We start from the raw sequence: 14,699 nt of genomic DNA, 5'->3' as shown, positions 1-14,699 counted from the left end.
TGGCAGCCATGGCTACCGAACACACTGCACATCACGACGATCATCACCACGCGCCGGCGGGTTTCATTCAGCGCTGGTTCTTCGCTACCAATCACAAGGACATCGGTACCCTGTACCTGATTTTCTCCTTGGTGATGTTCCTGATCGGCGGCGCCATGGCGCTGGTGATCCGCGCCGAACTGTTCCAGCCCGGCATGCAGCTGGTGGAGCCCGAGTTCTTTAACTCGATGACCACCATGCATGCGCTGATCATGGTGTTCGGTGCCGTGATGCCGGCCTTCGTCGGCCTTGGCAACTGGATGATCCCGCTGATGGTGGGCGCGCCGGATATGGCGCTACCGCGCATGAACAACTGGTCGTTCTGGATCCTGCCGTTCGCCTTCACCCTGTTGCTGCTGACCCTGTTCCTGCCGGGCGGCGCACCGGCCGCTGGCTGGACCCTGTATCCGCCGCTGGTGTTGCAGGGCGGCTCCAACGTGACCTTTGCCATTTTTGCCGTGCACATGATGGGTATCAGTTCGATCATGGGCGCGATCAATATCATCGCCACCATCCTCAACATGCGTGCCCCGGGCATCGACCTGCTGAAGATGCCGATCTTCGTCTGGACCTGGCTGATCACCGCCTTCCTGCTGATCGCCGTGATGCCGGTGCTGGCGGGGGCGGTCACCATGCTGCTGACCGACAAGTTCTTCGCCACCAGTTTCTTCAATGCCGCCGGTGGCGGTGACCCGGTACTGTTCCAGCACATCTTCTGGTTCTTCGGTCACCCCGAGGTCTACATCATGATCCTGCCGGCCTTCGGCGTGGTCAGCGAGATCATTCCGACCTTCTCGCGCAAGCCGCTGTTCGGCTATCAGGCGATGGTCTACGCCACGGCCTCGATTGCGTTCCTGTCGTTCATCGTCTGGGCGCATCACATGTTCACCGTCGGCATGCCGCTGGGCGGCAAGATCTACTTCATGTACGCCACCATGCTGATCGGCATTCCCACCGGGGTGAAGGTGTTCAATTGGGTGTCGACCATGTGGAAGAGCTCGATGACCTTCGAGACGCCGATGCTGTTCGCCATTGGCTTTGTCATCATGTTCACCATCGGCGGCTTCTCCGGCTTGATGCTGGCCATCACCCCGGCCGACTACCAGTACCACGACACCTACTTCGTGGTGGCCCACTTCCATTACGTGCTGGTCACCGGTGCGGTGTTCTCGATCATGGGCGCCTGCTATTACTGGCTGCCGAAATGGACCGGTCACATGTACAACGAGACCCTGGGCAAGTGGCACTTCTGGCTGAGCACGATCTTCGTCAACCTGCTGTTCTTCCCGCAGCATTTCCTCGGTCTGGCTGGAATGCCGCGCCGTATTCCCGACTACAACGTTGCCTTTGCCGACTTCAACATGTGGTCGTCGATCGGCGGCTTCGGCTTTGGCCTGTCGCAGCTGTTGTTCGTCTACATCGTGTGGAGTTGCGCTCGCGGCGGTGTCAAGGCCACCGATCGAGTGTGGGAAGGTGCCAAGGGTCTCGAGTGGACCGTGCCGTCGCCGGCGCCGCACCATACCTTCACCACGCCGCCGGTGATTCGTGATGGTGATCTCGCCCACGGCGACGTCACCCATTGATCAGCGAACGGGCCGGCGTCAGCCGGCTCGTTGGCCCCCGGATATAGCGTTCCATCGAGCCATGCAAGATCAAAGCCCGACCAGCCAACGTAGTGCCGCCCGCAGGACTGCCCTGTGGATGGCCGGGTGTGCGCTCGGCGTCTATGCCCTGTTCATCTATCTGACCTGGCGCGGAGCAGGCGGATGAACAAGCACTTGCCGCTGCTCAAATGGGGCGCGCTGGCCGCCGTGGTGTCGTTTGGATTTGCCTTTGCCCTGGTGCCGCTGTATCGGCTGGCCTGTGAAAAGTTGTTGGGCATCAAGTTCGAAGAAGGACCGGTCGAAGTTCGTAGTTATGAACCCGATCTCAGTCGTCAGGTGACGATTGAGTTCACCGCCGGGGTCAATTCCAAGCTTCCTTGGCAGTTTCGCGCCGAGAAGATGTCGATGAAGGTGCACCCCGGCGAAATGAACGAGGCGACCTTCTATGCCATCAATGAATCGCCGCTGCCGATTGTTGGTCAGGCCGTGCCGTCGGTAGCGCCGGCGTCGGTGGCGATCTACTTCAACAAGACCGAATGTTTCTGTTTCACCGAGCAGCTGCTCAATCCCGGGGAGCAACGCGCGATGCCGGTGCGCTTCGTGGTCGACCCTGATTTACCACAGAACATCGACACCCTGACCTTGTCCTATACTTTCTTCAACAACGAGATTGCCACCCAGCGGTTGCGCGCCAGCAATGCGCTCGCCGCCGGTGGTCTTTGAGCACACTCACGGGGAACCCCATGGCCCAGACGCACGACGCCAACATCTACTACGTCCCACATCACAGTCATTGGCCACTGGTGGGCTCGGTCGGCCTGTTTGCCACCATGATCGGAGCCGCGACCTGGATCAACGGTGCAGCCGCGGGGCTGTGGGTGATGTTCGGCGGCATCGCCGTCCTGCTGTACATGCTGTTTGGCTGGTTCGGCAACGTGATCGCCGAGTCGATCAAGGGTTTCTACAACCGCCAGGTCGATGTCAGCTTCCGCATGGGAATGATCTGGTTCATCTTCTCCGAAGTGATGTTTTTTGCCGTGTTCTTCGGTGCTCTTTGGTACGCCCGCACCTTGTCGGTGCCGTGGCTGGGTGGCGAAGGTGATGGCGCTGCAACCCACGCACTGCTGTGGAGCGGATTCGATGGCGCCTGGCCGACCAATGGACCGGGTAATGTCGGCGGTGAATTCCAGACCATTCCGGCCTGGGGCATTCCGCTGCTTAACACCCTGTTGCTACTTAGCTCGGGCGTCACCATCACCATCGCGCACCATGCACTGCGCGCCGGCAAGCGTGGCAGCCTGCTGTTCTGGCTCGGTGCCACCGTGGTGCTTGGCGCCGTGTTCCTGTACTACCAGGCTTACGAGTACATGCACGCCTACGGCGATCTGAATCTGACCCTGGGCTCTGGCATCTACGGCTCCACCTTCTTCATGCTGACCGGTTTCCACGGCATGCACGTTACCCTCGGTGCCATCATGCTGACGGTGATCTGGTTCCGCTGCGCCAAGGGCCACTTCAGCAAGGACAACCATTTCGCTTTTGAAGCGGTGGCCTGGTACTGGCACTTCGTCGACGTGGTCTGGCTCGGCCTGTTCATGTTCGTCTACGTGGTCTAGACCGCAGCCAACGTATCCTCACACCGGGCCGGCTTTCCGGCCCGCCTGTGTTTTCAGGGCAGTTGAATCACACTGCGCGCTCAGCCCCTAAGGCTGAATGCCGTGAGGCTGAATCACGCCAGTGGCAATGCCGATGATCACCAGGATGATCAGCGCGACTGACAGCGCGATACGCCGGGTCAGGGCATTCACGGTACGGTCGCTCTGGCCCTTGTCGGTGAGCATGTAGTAAAGCCCTGCTCCCAGGTTGTAAAGAATCAGCAGCAGGAAGGCGATGATGAGGGCAGTTTTCATCTCGATGCCAATGAGGTCCAAGGCCCATTATGGCGGTTTTGCCGGCCTCAAACAGGCAGCTCGCCGTGAAGGCTGATGCAACTGCGCGCTGAACGTTGGTGGCTGTGGGCAGCAGCACTGTTGGTCGCCGCGCTTTGCAGTCGGGCGGCTCTGTGGCAGTACGAGCGTGCGCAGTGGAAGACGCAGTATCTGGCCGACTGGGAAGCTGCGCTGACTGCGCCTGCTGAGCCATTGGCAACGCTGGATCTGGCGCGCCCGGTCACGGTGCCAACGCGCGTCGACGCCGCACTGCGACGTCAGCAGCCGCGCTGGCTGTTGCTCGACAACCAGTTGCGCGAAGGACGGCCGGGATGGCGAGCGTTTGCGGCCTATGCTGGGCCGACAGATGCGGCGCTTCTGGTTGATTTCGGTTGGATGCCGACGCCGCATGGGCGCCAGATACCCGCGCTGCCGCCGCCACCGTTGACGCTGCATGCGCAGGGCCTGCTGATGCCTTGGCCGGGTCAGGGCATCGTGTTGGCCGAGGACCACTGGCCCGACGGCGAGGCGCCGGTCTTGCTGGTCAATCTCGACCATCAGCAGATCGCTGGCAAACTTAACATGTCGCTTGTTCATGGAGTCTTGCGGTTGACAGGGGATGAGGCCGGGCTCGATGGGCTGGATCGTGAGCAGATCGCCTTACCCAACACGCTGAGCCCTGAACAACATTACGGTTATGCCCTGCAATGGGCGGGTTTTGCCTTCACGGTGCTGGTGATCGCGCTGTTGCTGCAATTGAGGAGTCGTCGCAAGTGAGTGAGAAAGAGCGTTCATCCTGGCCCTTGTTGCTGGTGCTGGTGCTGTTCATGCTGCCATTCGCCAGTGCCGTGTGGCTGCGCTTTGGCGGCTGGCAACCTGGGCAGACGCGCAACTTCGGTGAGTTGTTGAGTCCACCGCTCAGCATGGAAGGTAGCCGCGCAGAACTGGACAATGCCCGCGAGTGGGTGTTCGTCAATCAGGAACACCAATGGAGTCTGTTGGTCAGCAGTGCCGAATCCTGTGGCGCCGACTGTCGCGCAGTGTTCGATATCCTGCCTAACGTCAGAAAGGCCTTGGGGCGTCATGCCGGGCGCCTGCACATGTTTCGCCTGCAGGATGTCGCCCACACCACCGAGCTGCCCCGATTGCAGCTGAGTCGGTCGCCGACCCAGCTGCAAGCGCGCCCCGCTCAGGGCGCCGAGGTCTGGTTGGTCGATCCGCATGGTTATCTGGTGATGCACTATGCCGTTGGATTTGATCCAAGCGGACTGCGAAAAGACCTTTCCCGATTGATTCGCTGAGGCCAATCTGATGATCAGCCCACACCGACATTTCCATCGACTGGCCTGGGCGGCCAGCCTGCTGGCCCTGGTTGTCATCGTCTTTGGCGGCTTTGTCCGGCTCTCCCATGCCGGATTGTCCTGCCCGGATTGGCCAACCTGTTATGGCAAGGCCACCTGGCCGGTGCATGATCACGAAGTTGACCATGCCAACGAGGCGTTCCCTCAGCGTGCGGTGGAGGTGGGCAAAGCCTGGCGTGAGCAGGTGCATCGTCATTTGGCCGCCACCCTGGGCCTGATGGTGCTGGGCCTGGCCATGCTGGCCGCCCGTCATCGACCCTGGGGACGGGCTTCGGTAATGGCCGCGGTGGCGTTGATTGCGCCGGCCATTCCACTCTATATGAGCGGACACTACGCGTGGTCGGCTGTGCTTACCGTGGCCGGTGAGTTGATTCTGCTGATTCAGGCCCTGCGCTGGAGCAATCAGGACTTTTCCCGCATCAGCGTCTTGCTGTTGATGGTGATCGTGTTTCAAGCCACGCTCGGTTTGTGGACGGTGAGCTGGCTGCTAAAGCCGATCGTAGTGATGGCCCACTTGCTGGGTGGCCTGCTGACCTTTTCCCTGTTGATCTGGACGGCCTGGCGCAGTACCCCGGCGCGCGCCAATCTGGTGACCGGGCATGCCAGCAAGCTGAAGCGACTAGTGGCGGTAGGCATTGCGCTGGTGACGGTGCAGATTGCCCTGGGTGGATGGACGAGTTCGAATTACGCCGCGCTGGCTTGTGGCTCGGACTTTCCGACCTGTTCAGGCCAATGGTGGCCCGCCACCGATTTCGAAGAGGGCTTCGTGCTTTGGCGTGGCATCGGGGTGGACTACGAGGGGGGCGTGCTGGATGGACCGGCGCGCACCGCCATTCATTTGAGTCACCGCCTGTTCTCCCTGCTGGTGTTCGGTCATCTGCTGTTTCTGGCTTTGCGCTTGCGCCGTTCGGTCGGCGTCGGGGCCTGGGGCTGGGCCCTGGGCCTGGCTCTGGGGCTGCAAATGGCCCTAGGCATCAGCAATGTGATCTACGGCCTGCCATTGGCTGTGGCCACAGCGCATCTGGCCGGGGCCGCCCTGCTGTTGTTCATCCTGGTGACCTTGATCGCCCGACTTCGGCCCCCGCGCGAGGCATAATGCGCGTCTTCTTGAGCAGAGCGAAGCCGGCATGAGCAGCCTGGCCAGCCAGTACTGGGCCTTGACCAAACCACGTGTGGTGGCGCTGATCGTATTTACCGCCATCGTCGGCATGTTGCTGGCGGTGCCGGGTGTGCCGCCGCTGTGGCCGGCCCTGCTGGGTAGCCTGGGTATCTGGTTGGCAGCGGCATCGGCTGCGGCGATCAATCATCTGATCGATCAACGTATCGATGCGCTGATGGCGCGTACCCAGCATCGCCCGCTGCCTACCGGTCAGCTGCGTCCATGGCAGGTGCTGCTGTTTGCCGTCGCCCTCGGTGCCACGTCGATGCTGCTGCTCGGGGTCTGGGTCAACCTGCTGACCGCGCTGCTGACTTTCGCCTCGCTGATCGGCTATGCCGTGATCTATACCGGCTTTCTGAAGCGCGCCACGCCGCAGAACATCGTAATCGGCGGTCTGGCCGGCGCTGCGCCGCCAGCCCTGGGCTGGACGGCCATCACCGGTGAGCTGCATCCGCACGCTCTGCTGCTGGTCTTGATCATCTTCGTCTGGACACCACCGCATTTCTGGGCGCTGGCGATCTATCGACGCGAGGACTACTCACGCGCTCAGGTACCGATGTTGCCGGTCACCCACGGGGTCGAATTCACCCGCTGGCATGTGCTGGCCTACACCATTTTGCTGCAGATCGTCACCTTGTTGCCCTGGCTCACCGGCATGAGCGGTGTGTTCTATCTGGGCGGCGCGGTGATTCTCGGTGCTGGCTTCCTTTATTACGCCATTCGTTTGCTCAAACCGCCCAGTGAGCGTTTCGCCATGGACGTGTTCAACTACTCGATCATCTATCTGATGGCTTTGTTCGCTTTCCTGCTGCTAGACCACTACCTGCTGCCAGCACCGACCACGGTAGGCAATCTGCAGTGGGCGCCCGACGCGGGCTAGCGAAGCGAGCTGCTGTTCATTCAACCGACCATTGATGGCAGTGGATGTTGCTGCCGGTCCTAAGCAGAGAATTCATCCGATGACCAACGAAGCCAACCCGCTGCTCGAGTACTTTGAGAACAACCCGGGTCGACTGATGTCGAAATGGTTGCACTACTTCGATATCTATCACCGGCATTTCCAGCGATTTCGCGGCCGCCCGATCACTGTGGTGGAAATCGGTGTGTATCACGGCGGCTCACTGCAGATGTGGCGGAAGTACTTCGGTGAGCAGGCGCGAATCATCGGTGTCGATGTCAATCCGCGTCTCAGCGAGATCAGCGAACCGGGTATCGAGATCATCATCGGTGATCAGGGCGATCGTCGTTTTCTGCGTGAGCTGGCCAGCAAGACCGGCAAGATCGATATCCTGATCGACGATGGCGGTCACATGATGCATCAGCAGATCGCGACGGTTGAAGAACTGTATGGGTCGGTTGCGGATGACGGGCTGATCCTGGTCGAAGACACTCACACCAGCTACTGGCGCGAATATGGCGGCGGACTGCGTGCCCAATACAGCTTCATGCAGTTTGCCAAGCACCTCGTCGACGAGTTGAACGCGTGGCACAGTCGCGACCCCAACAGCCTCGCGCCGGGCGTGTTTACCCAGACTGCCAACTCAATGCATTTCTACGACAGCGTGGTGGTGATCGAGAAATACAAGCGATCCAGGCCGCATGAGCGGCAAACCGGCACGCCGAGTTTTCCCCTGGAAACGCCGGTCAACGAGGGCTGATCAGGCGACTGCGCAGGCGCCATCGACAAGGCCAAGGTCTTAATCGGCGTCTGCCGTTGAGTATCCGCCGTGCAGCCGTAGCAAGCTGCGCAGCTCCTCCTTTTGTTCAGTGCTTAACCCGCCATTGGCTTGCAGACGAATCAAGCCATCGCGGCGTTGTGCATTGCGTTGGCGGGCGAGTTGTTCGACTGCATCGAGCAGCTCGCGGCGCCAGATCTCGACATCACCGGGCAGCTCGGTCAGGGCCAGTTTGCGCAGCGCCTCGGCTTCCTCGCGCTCGGCAAAGCACTGCAGCAACGACGCTGCCGAGGTCAGATCACGCTGCTGGCAGGTGGCGATGATTTCCAGCAACAGCGGCACCCCAGGTTGATCGAGATCGGCGAACGGTAACTCGGCGTTCAACTCCCGCGCCAGGCTGGGTTGCTGCAGGAGCAGGGTGATCACCGTTCTCACCAGGCTGCGCTTGTGCGTCCCGACCGGGCGACGCGGCCTTGACTCAGCCTGCGCAGCCGCGACCGACGAGGTGGGCGCTGCAAGCCCGACGCCACTCAGTTCCAGCAGGCGCTGCTCCATCAGATCGCGGAATGCCCCGTCCGGCATCTTGCCGATCATCGGACGACAGCGTTCGGCCAGCCGCGCCTTGCCGTCCAATGTTCCCAGCTTGATGTCCTCGCTCATCTGGGCGAAGAAGAACTCGCTCAGTGGAACAGCCTGTTCGAGTTGACGATCGAAGGCCGCGGCGCCTCCGGCACGCAGCAAAGAATCGGGGTCTTCGCCTTCAGGCAGAAACAGGAAGTAGGCCTGGCGACCGTCGCGCAAGCGGGGCAGCACCGACTCCAGGGCTTTCCAGGCGGCGCTGCGGCCAGCACGATCGCCATCGAAGCAGAAATACACATCGGTCGCATTGCGGAACAGCAATTCAGCGTGATCGGGCGTGGTGGCGGTGCCCAGCGTGGCCACCGCCGTACTGATGCCATATTGAAACAGGGCCACGACATCCATGTAGCCCTCGACCACGATCAGTTTCTCGACTTTGGCGTTGGCCTGTCGCACCTGCCACAGACCGTACAACTCCCTCCCCTTGTGGAACAACGGTGTTTCGGGGGAGTTGAGGTACTTCGGCCCATCGTCTTTTTCCAGTACGCGACCGCCAAAAGCGATCACTCGACCACGGCGATCGTGAATCGGGAAGATCAGTCGATCGCGAAACTTGTCGTATACGCGGCCCTGCTCGTTGCGCGACAGAAGGCCGGCGCGGTCGAGCAGGTTAAGTCGCTTACCTTCGGCACCCAGCTGATTCTTCAGCGCTTCCCAGGCATCGGGGGCGTAGCCGATGGCGAAGCGCTGCAGCGTTTCCGCGCTGAGTCCGCGCTTTTCGGTATAGCGCAGGGCACGATCGCTGAGCTGGAGCTGCGACTGGAAGAAGCGTCCCGCTTGTTCGCAGACCTGGTACAACTCCTCGAAATCGCCACGCTGATGCTGAGTGCGGGTCTCGCGTGGCACCTCGATGCCAACGCGCTTGGCCAACTCCTCGACCGCGTCGAGAAACTCGAGGCGGTCGTACTCCATCAGGAATTTGATCGCGCTGCCATGCGCGCCGCAGCCAAAACAGTGATAGAACTGCTTGGTCGGGCTGACGGTAAAACTCGGACTGCGCTCGTCATGAAACGGGCAACGCGCCGAATACTCGCGGCCCTGCTTTTTCAAAGGCACGCGGGTCTGGATCACATCGACGATGTCGGTGCGAGCTAACAGGTCATCGATAAAAGCGTCTGGGATCCGGCCGGCCATGGCGCATTGTAAGATGCGGCGGCCCGAATGCCGGAGATGTCGATGCGCTTTTCCCTGCTGCTGTTGAGCTGTGCCGCGTCCTGTTGTCTCGCCGCGAGCCCTGGGCCCGCTTCGAAACTGTACGCTGAGGTCAGCGCAGTGCGTGAAAGGCACAGCTCGGTGATCTTCGACCGTGCAGAGGCCAGCGAGGACGAACTGAGGCAGATCATTGAGGAGGTAGGTCAAAGTCTCCAGCGTCTGGATGGCCCAGAGGCGCTGGATCTGGCTGAAGGCAACCCATACCTTCGCTACCGCCGCTACAACCTGTTGAACGATCTGCGCCGTTTGCATGCGCGTCTCGGAGACGACGCAGCTGCGCTGGCCGATTGGCGGGCAATGCAGCGTATCGACTGGTTTCCGCTGAACGACGAGAACGACCCAGACTTGATGCGCTTGCGCGGTGTTCCGGCTGCGTCTTCGGCTGCAATGCGCGAAGACTTGGCACGACGGCTGGGCGCCTTGCCTGCCTATTCTCGAAGCGAAGGCAGCGATCCACCCAGCGTTGCCGAAAGAATCAGTGGACTGTCGACGCTCTGGTCAGTGGCGCGAGAACACTTCGTCTGGTTCGATCAGGTGCCAGAGCTCGACTGGGATGCCGCCTACCACGACGCAATTCCTCGCGTGATCGACGCGCACAGCATTGAAGACTACTACCGTGTCTTGCAGGGTCTGGTGGCCAAACTGCAAGATGGCCATAGCAATGTGTACCCGCCTGAGTCATTGCGCCAGCGACTCTATGCTCGTCCACCTTTGATTGTGCGTCGAATCGATGGGGCAGCGCGGATCGTCAAGATCAACTCGCCGACACTTGCCAAGCTGCCGATCACACCAGGCGACGAAATAGTTCAGATCGATGGCGTGGCGGTCGAAGACTACGTCACCGAGCGCATCCTGCCGCAGGTGAGCGCATCGACGCCGCAGGATCGGGAGTTGCGCGCCTATGGTTACCAACTGTTGCAGGGCGATGCCAACAAGTCGGTTACCTTGACCCTGCTGGACCAGCGTGGCCGCAAACACCGGATCGAAGTTGCTCGCAGCGGCTACTCAGACATTCAGCCTGGGGACACCGAGTCGTTTACGCTGCGCGAAGACGGTGTAGCGATACTAGTGGCTAAGCAGTTTGGAGATGACGCGGCCCTGAGACTGATGCAAACACACTGGAACCAGATCGCCACGGCGCGTGGTCTGATTCTGGATTTGCGCGGCAACGGAGGGGGCAGCAGCAATCACGGATGGGATCTGTTGACCTATGTTAGTGAGCAGCCCATTCCCACCACGCGCAGCTATGTCCGAGAACCCGATGCATTGGGGCGGGCCCGAGGTGGGCAGGCTAATCTGCGCTGGCGGTCGTTGGATCCAGGGAGCGCAACGCCTACACACACAGCAGCGCGCGATCAGCACTTCGACGGTCCCGTGGCGGTGCTGATTGATGCCGGAACCTTCTCTGCTGGCGAAGATACTGCGGCGTCGTTCGCCTTGATGAAACGCGGTCCGATCGTGGGTCGTGCCAGTGGCGGCAGTTCGGGGCAGCCGCTGTTGTTCGATCTTCCCGGCGGAGGTGTGGCGCGCATCTGCATTAAACGCGACGAGTACCCCGATGGCGGCAGCTTTGTCGGCGAGGGCGTGCAGCCCACCATCACGGTTAATTGGACTGAGAGCGACCTGCGCCGAGGCCGTGACCCCGATCTTTCTGCAGCGATCAAGGCATTGAGGCTTTCAGCGCAGTGAACACCCAGATTCGTTTCGAAGCTGGCTAAAGCCTGGCTTAGAACGCGCGAGCTTCCCCTGCGGCGTATAGCGCTGCAGGGGAAGCGACAATCAACAAGCGGCGAATGCTGGCGAGCTCTATCAGCCAGAGGCTAGAACAACGCCCTCACACCAAACTGGATGTTGCGGCCGGGCAGGGGCGCCAGATCCTTGAGGAAGGAGGTATGCGGGCGCGCTTCGCGGTCGCTCAGATTCTTGCCATCCAGGAACAGCTCCCAGCCGACATCGTTGTAGTCGAAGTGGTAGGCGAGGTGGGCGTCGAGCAGGGTATAGCCGTCGCTGGGCCGTTCGAAGCTGGCGACCCGGTCTTGATCTGAGTAGCGCACTGCGCCGAGCCGAGCGCGCCAGCCGTCTTTCTCCCAGCGCAACTGCGCGGCGAAGCGTGCGGCTGGAATTCGCGGCAGGTCCTCGCCGCTGTCGAGTCGGGCACGTACCGCATCGGCGCTGAAGCGAAGATCCCAGCGGCCGTGTTGCCATTCGCCCAGATTCTGCTCGACCTCGAGCTCAAAGCCATTGAACTTGGCATCGCCCTGCCGCCATGGCCGCAGCGGCAGCTCGTCTTCTTCCAAACCAGTGTCGGCGAGATAGATAAAGCGGTCGAAGCGAGTGGTGTAGAGCGCCGCCTTTACGCTGGTGCGTTCACTATGCCAGTGCGCGCCGAACTCAAGACGATTAGCGGTTTCGGTGTCGAGTTCAGGATCGCCAACTTCATAGCTCTGGGTGGCGATGTGCGGGCCGTCTGAGAACAGCTCTTCGGCCGTCGGCGCGCGCTCGGCATGATCCAGGCCAGCACTGAGGTGGAAATCATCGCTAATGCCCCAGCGCAGGCTGGCCGATCCGCTGATTGAGGTGAAGTCTGCGCTGGCGGCGTTGTCTGGGTCGATCTCGGCGTCATCAACACGCAGGCCGAGTTCCAGAGCCAGGTCCTGGTTGAGTTTGCGCTGCTCAATCAGAAACAGACCGAGATCGCGGCTGAGTGAGGGCGGCACGAAGGCTTCTTCTCCAACCGCTTTGAAGTCGCGCCGGCCGTACTGCAGGCCCCAGGCACCGCGCCAGCCGGCAGTTTCGGCATGCACCGCTTCCAAGCGCGCTTCAGTGCCCTGATTGTCGAATCGGGTGCCGATTTCTTCGCCTTCCAGCTCGACATGTTGGTAGTCGGTCCGGGCGACCCGCAGGCTGATCGAGTCGTGGCCGCCAAACGGTTGCAACAGAGCGCCTTTGGCCTCATAGCGGCGCTGTTCCATATCGATCCGCACTGACTCGCCTTCGTCGTGATTGTGGCCTTCGCCCTCTTCTTCGTCCTCTTCCTCTTCGTGCTCGTGTGCATGGCCGGGGATGCCATACAGGGTGTCGAGGCCGCTGAAAGCGATGCCGATGAAGCCGCGCTCGCCGATCCAGCTAGCGCCCAGACCGCCGGCCGAGGTGCGGGTGGAGGAGTTGGGCAGCAGACCGAATTCGTCAGCGTCTGGCGTCTCGCCCTCCTCGGCCAGCAAAGCCGCGCTTTCGGCGAAGCCGGGAATCTCAAGGTCATCGGTTTCGCGATGCAGGCCATCGGCGCTGAGCACGAAGCCTTCGTTGCCCGCTTGCACCTTGAACATGGCGTTGCGTTGATCGGCGGCGGTGTCGCCCCGCAGCTCGAAACGCCCACGTGGCGGCTGCTCGTCTGACATCCCGTATTCGGCGATTCGACCATCGACCACATTCACCGCGCCGCCGATTGCGCCACTGCCGTAGAGCAGGGTGGACGGGCCTTTCAGCACTTCAATCTGCTCGGCAAGAAACGGCTCGATGGCGACCGCATGGTCGGCGCTGACGGTCGAGGCATCCAGGCTGGACAGGCCGCTGCTCAGCGTCTGCACGCGGGCACCGTCCAGGCCGCGAATCACTGGCCGGCCGACGCCCGGCCCGAAGTCGGCGCTGTGGACGCCAGGAATCGACGAGACGGTATCGCCCAGGGTGGCGCCGCGGCGGTCATCGAGTTCAGGGCCGGCCAGCACGCTGACTGGCCGGGTCAGCTCTTCGGCCGTTTGCTTGAGCGGGGTTGCCGTGACTACGACGGCGTCGAGCTGCTCGGCGCGTTCTTCGTGGTGTGCAGGCTGTTGCGCCAGAGCGCTGCTGCAGAGGGCCAGTCCCAGCGTGCCGTGTACGGCGAGGGCGAGTGGGTGACGTCGCATCGTGAGGTTCCTTGCGTCAGTCCGGCGCACGCCGGTCAAATGTAGAATGTTATATCATAACTCTACATTCGCCTGAGCCAGAAGTCACGGAGGTTTCCAGCGCAACCGTTCGGCAGGCTCACGGCAAGCCGGGCGCGGCAAAGCCGCGCCACCTATGCAGGAAGGTTTGACTTCCGCGCGCGCCGTCCATGGCACGCGATATCAGTCTGCGCCTGTTTGTTCAACGACAGCGGTACGCCGCAGGGCGTTCTGACGGCTGTTAGAGGCCGTAGACCGAGCAGCGCAAACAACAACGCCGAGCAGGGCTCGGCGTTTGGGGTTTGCACGGTTTGGATCGAACGGGCTACGGTGTCAGCGCTGCCTTGACCTTGGCCGAGGCCTGACCCATGTCGGCCTTGCCGGCGATGCGCGGTTTCAGCACCGCCATCACCTTGCCCATATCGGCCGGGCTGGAGGCGCCGACTTCGGCCACCGCGGCGTCGACCGCGGCCTGCAACTCGGCATCGCTCATCTGTGCCGGCAGGTAGGTCTGGATGATGCCCATTTCCATGCGCTCGACGGCGGCCAGGTCATCGCGACCGGCGGCTTCGTACTGGCTGATCGAGTCCTTGCGCTGCTTGGTCATCTTCTCCAGCACCGCCAGCACGATTGCATCGGTGATCTCGATGCGCTCGTCGACTTCGCGCTGCTTGATCGCGGCATTGATCAGGCGAATCACGCCCAGGCGTTCTTTGTCACCGCCTTTCATCGCGGCTTTCATGTCATCGGTGAGTTGCTGACGCAGGCTCATGATGGGACTCCATTCAGTGGGGACTGGCAACGCTTCGAGGAATACAAACGCAAAAAGCCGGCGGCGCGAAGCGCGGCCGGCTTGCTGCTGCCCGATGCGGAGATCAGTAGAGGCGGCGGCGCTTGGTGGCGTCGCGCGACACTCGGCGCAGATGGCGCTTCACCGCGGCGGCGGCCTTACGCTTGCGCTCCTGGGTCGGCTTCTCGTAGAACTCGCGCTTGCGGGTTTCGGCCAACACACCGGCCTTCTCACAGGTACGCTTGAAGCGACGCAGGGCAAACTCGAAAGGCTCGTTCTCGCGGACTTTAACGCTGGGCATGGGATCTCCGGACTCAATTCATCGTCCCCGCTAACCGGGGAGCCGCGCACTATAGCGCAAGCCCGCTAGA

13 protein-coding genes and 1 pseudogene are annotated in these 14,699 nt (G+C 61.6%); 9 read left to right on the top strand and 5 right to left on the bottom strand.

The genetic code is table 11. The features are described 5' to 3' along the window. Positions 1–8 precede the first annotated feature (8 nt). The 3 genes from ctaD to IFO71_RS08185 all read left to right on the top strand — a co-directional run bounded on the left by ctaD (position 9) and on the right by IFO71_RS08185 (position 3,259). A complete protein-coding gene (gene ctaD / locus IFO71_RS08195) occupies positions 9–1,622 on the top strand; it encodes a cytochrome c oxidase subunit I (RefSeq protein WP_192029064.1) in 1,614 nt (537 codons plus the stop codon). Between the two features lie 183 nt (positions 1,623–1,805). Next, the gene (locus IFO71_RS08190) at positions 1,806–2,366 is read left to right on the top strand and encodes a cytochrome c oxidase assembly protein (protein ID WP_192029063.1); all 561 of its coding nucleotides are present in this window, start codon (positions 1,806–1,808) and stop codon (positions 2,364–2,366) included. 20 nt (positions 2,367–2,386) lie between these two features. Beyond that, positions 2,387–3,259 (top strand): cytochrome c oxidase subunit 3, encoded by an 873-nt coding sequence (locus tag IFO71_RS08185; protein ID WP_192029062.1) that lies wholly within the window; start codon positions 2,387–2,389, stop codon positions 3,257–3,259. Between the two features lie 87 nt (positions 3,260–3,346). Here IFO71_RS08185 and IFO71_RS08180 read toward each other — a convergent pair whose 3' ends face one another. Then, the gene (locus IFO71_RS08180) at positions 3,347–3,553 is read right to left on the bottom strand and encodes a twin transmembrane helix small protein (RefSeq protein WP_225444485.1); all 207 of its coding nucleotides are present in this window, start codon (positions 3,551–3,553) and stop codon (positions 3,347–3,349) included. A gap of 75 nt (positions 3,554–3,628) precedes the next feature. Here IFO71_RS08180 and IFO71_RS08175 point away from each other — a divergent pair, with 75 nt between their 5' ends. The 5 genes and pseudogenes from IFO71_RS08175 (at position 3,629) to IFO71_RS08155 (ending at position 7,749) form a co-directional block, all read left to right on the top strand. Beyond that, positions 3,629–4,348: an SURF1 family protein gene (locus tag IFO71_RS08175; protein WP_192029061.1), complete on the top strand. Its 720-nt coding sequence runs from the start codon at positions 3,629–3,631 to the stop codon at positions 4,346–4,348. After that, positions 4,345–4,872 carry a hypothetical protein gene (locus tag IFO71_RS08170; protein ID WP_192029060.1) on the top strand — a complete coding sequence of 176 codons (528 nt, stop codon included), beginning with the start codon at positions 4,345–4,347 and terminating at the stop codon, positions 4,870–4,872. Before IFO71_RS08175 ends, IFO71_RS08170 begins: the two co-directional genes overlap by 4 nt. 10 nt (positions 4,873–4,882) lie before the next feature. Continuing rightward, positions 4,883–6,028 (top strand): COX15/CtaA family protein, encoded by a 1,146-nt coding sequence (locus IFO71_RS08165; protein WP_192029059.1) that lies wholly within the window; start codon positions 4,883–4,885, stop codon positions 6,026–6,028. A 25-nt stretch (positions 6,029–6,053) separates the two neighbouring features. Beyond that, positions 6,054–6,971: pseudogene (cyoE, locus tag IFO71_RS08160) on the top strand (heme o synthase); the annotation flags it as partial. A 79-nt stretch (positions 6,972–7,050) separates the two neighbouring features. Continuing rightward, positions 7,051–7,749 (top strand): class I SAM-dependent methyltransferase, encoded by a 699-nt coding sequence (locus tag IFO71_RS08155; RefSeq protein ID WP_192029057.1) that lies wholly within the window; start codon positions 7,051–7,053, stop codon positions 7,747–7,749. Between the two features lie 39 nt (positions 7,750–7,788). Here the strand turns inward: IFO71_RS08155 and dnaG are convergent, their stop codons facing one another. After that, positions 7,789–9,540 (bottom strand): DNA primase, encoded by a 1,752-nt coding sequence (gene dnaG / locus IFO71_RS08150; protein WP_192029056.1) that lies wholly within the window; start codon positions 9,538–9,540, stop codon positions 7,789–7,791. Positions 9,541–9,582: 42 nt separating this feature from the next. Here dnaG and IFO71_RS08145 point away from each other — a divergent pair, with 42 nt between their 5' ends. After that, a complete protein-coding gene (locus IFO71_RS08145; protein WP_192029055.1) occupies positions 9,583–11,307 on the top strand; it encodes a S41 family peptidase in 1,725 nt (574 codons plus the stop codon). A 131-nt stretch (positions 11,308–11,438) separates the two neighbouring features. Here the strand turns inward: IFO71_RS08145 and IFO71_RS08140 are convergent, their stop codons facing one another. The 3 genes from IFO71_RS08140 to rpsU form a co-directional block, all read right to left on the bottom strand. After that, complete coding sequence (locus tag IFO71_RS08140) at positions 11,439–13,520, bottom strand: TonB-dependent receptor domain-containing protein (RefSeq protein WP_192029054.1); 2,082 nt, start codon at positions 13,518–13,520, stop codon at positions 11,439–11,441. A gap of 343 nt (positions 13,521–13,863) precedes the next feature. Then, positions 13,864–14,310: a GatB/YqeY domain-containing protein gene (locus IFO71_RS08135; protein ID WP_192029053.1), complete on the bottom strand. Its 447-nt coding sequence runs from the start codon at positions 14,308–14,310 to the stop codon at positions 13,864–13,866. A gap of 103 nt (positions 14,311–14,413) precedes the next feature. Further along, a complete protein-coding gene (gene rpsU / locus IFO71_RS08130) occupies positions 14,414–14,629 on the bottom strand; it encodes a 30S ribosomal protein S21 (protein WP_192029052.1) in 216 nt (71 codons plus the stop codon). Between the last annotated feature and the right edge of the window lie 70 nt (positions 14,630–14,699).

This window comes from Pseudomarimonas arenosa (genome assembly GCF_014841215.1).
In the GTDB taxonomy this organism is placed as follows: Bacteria; Pseudomonadota; Gammaproteobacteria; order Xanthomonadales; family Xanthomonadaceae; genus Pseudomarimonas; species Pseudomarimonas arenosa.
Note: the sequence above shows the minus strand (reverse complement) of the source record. Positions and strands in the feature narration are given on the sequence as shown.

What these genes read in the sequence shown, in the direction of transcription:
- IFO71_RS08165 (WP_192029059.1), top strand. Translation starts at nt 4,883, where the DNA reads ATGATCAGCCCACACCGACATTTCCATCGACTGGCCTGGGCGGCCAGC.
- IFO71_RS08180 (WP_225444485.1), bottom strand. Translation starts at nt 3,553, where the DNA reads ATGAAAACTGCCCTCATCATCGCCTTCCTGCTGCTGATTCTTTACAAC.
- rpsU (WP_192029052.1), bottom strand. Translation starts at nt 14,629, where the DNA reads ATGCCCAGCGTTAAAGTCCGCGAGAACGAGCCTTTCGAGTTTGCCCTG.
- ctaD (WP_192029064.1), top strand. Translation starts at nt 9, where the DNA reads ATGGCTACCGAACACACTGCACATCACGACGATCATCACCACGCGCCG.
- IFO71_RS08140 (WP_192029054.1), bottom strand. Translation starts at nt 13,520, where the DNA reads ATGCGACGTCACCCACTCGCCCTCGCCGTACACGGCACGCTGGGACTG.
- IFO71_RS08190 (WP_192029063.1), top strand. Translation starts at nt 1,806, where the DNA reads ATGAACAAGCACTTGCCGCTGCTCAAATGGGGCGCGCTGGCCGCCGTG.
- IFO71_RS08185 (WP_192029062.1), top strand. Translation starts at nt 2,387, where the DNA reads ATGGCCCAGACGCACGACGCCAACATCTACTACGTCCCACATCACAGT.
- dnaG (WP_192029056.1), bottom strand. Translation starts at nt 9,540, where the DNA reads ATGGCCGGCCGGATCCCAGACGCTTTTATCGATGACCTGTTAGCTCGC.
- IFO71_RS08155 (WP_192029057.1), top strand. Translation starts at nt 7,051, where the DNA reads ATGACCAACGAAGCCAACCCGCTGCTCGAGTACTTTGAGAACAACCCG.
- IFO71_RS08135 (WP_192029053.1), bottom strand. Translation starts at nt 14,310, where the DNA reads ATGAGCCTGCGTCAGCAACTCACCGATGACATGAAAGCCGCGATGAAA.
- IFO71_RS08145 (WP_192029055.1), top strand. Translation starts at nt 9,583, where the DNA reads ATGCGCTTTTCCCTGCTGCTGTTGAGCTGTGCCGCGTCCTGTTGTCTC.
- IFO71_RS08175 (WP_192029061.1), top strand. Translation starts at nt 3,629, where the DNA reads ATGCAACTGCGCGCTGAACGTTGGTGGCTGTGGGCAGCAGCACTGTTG.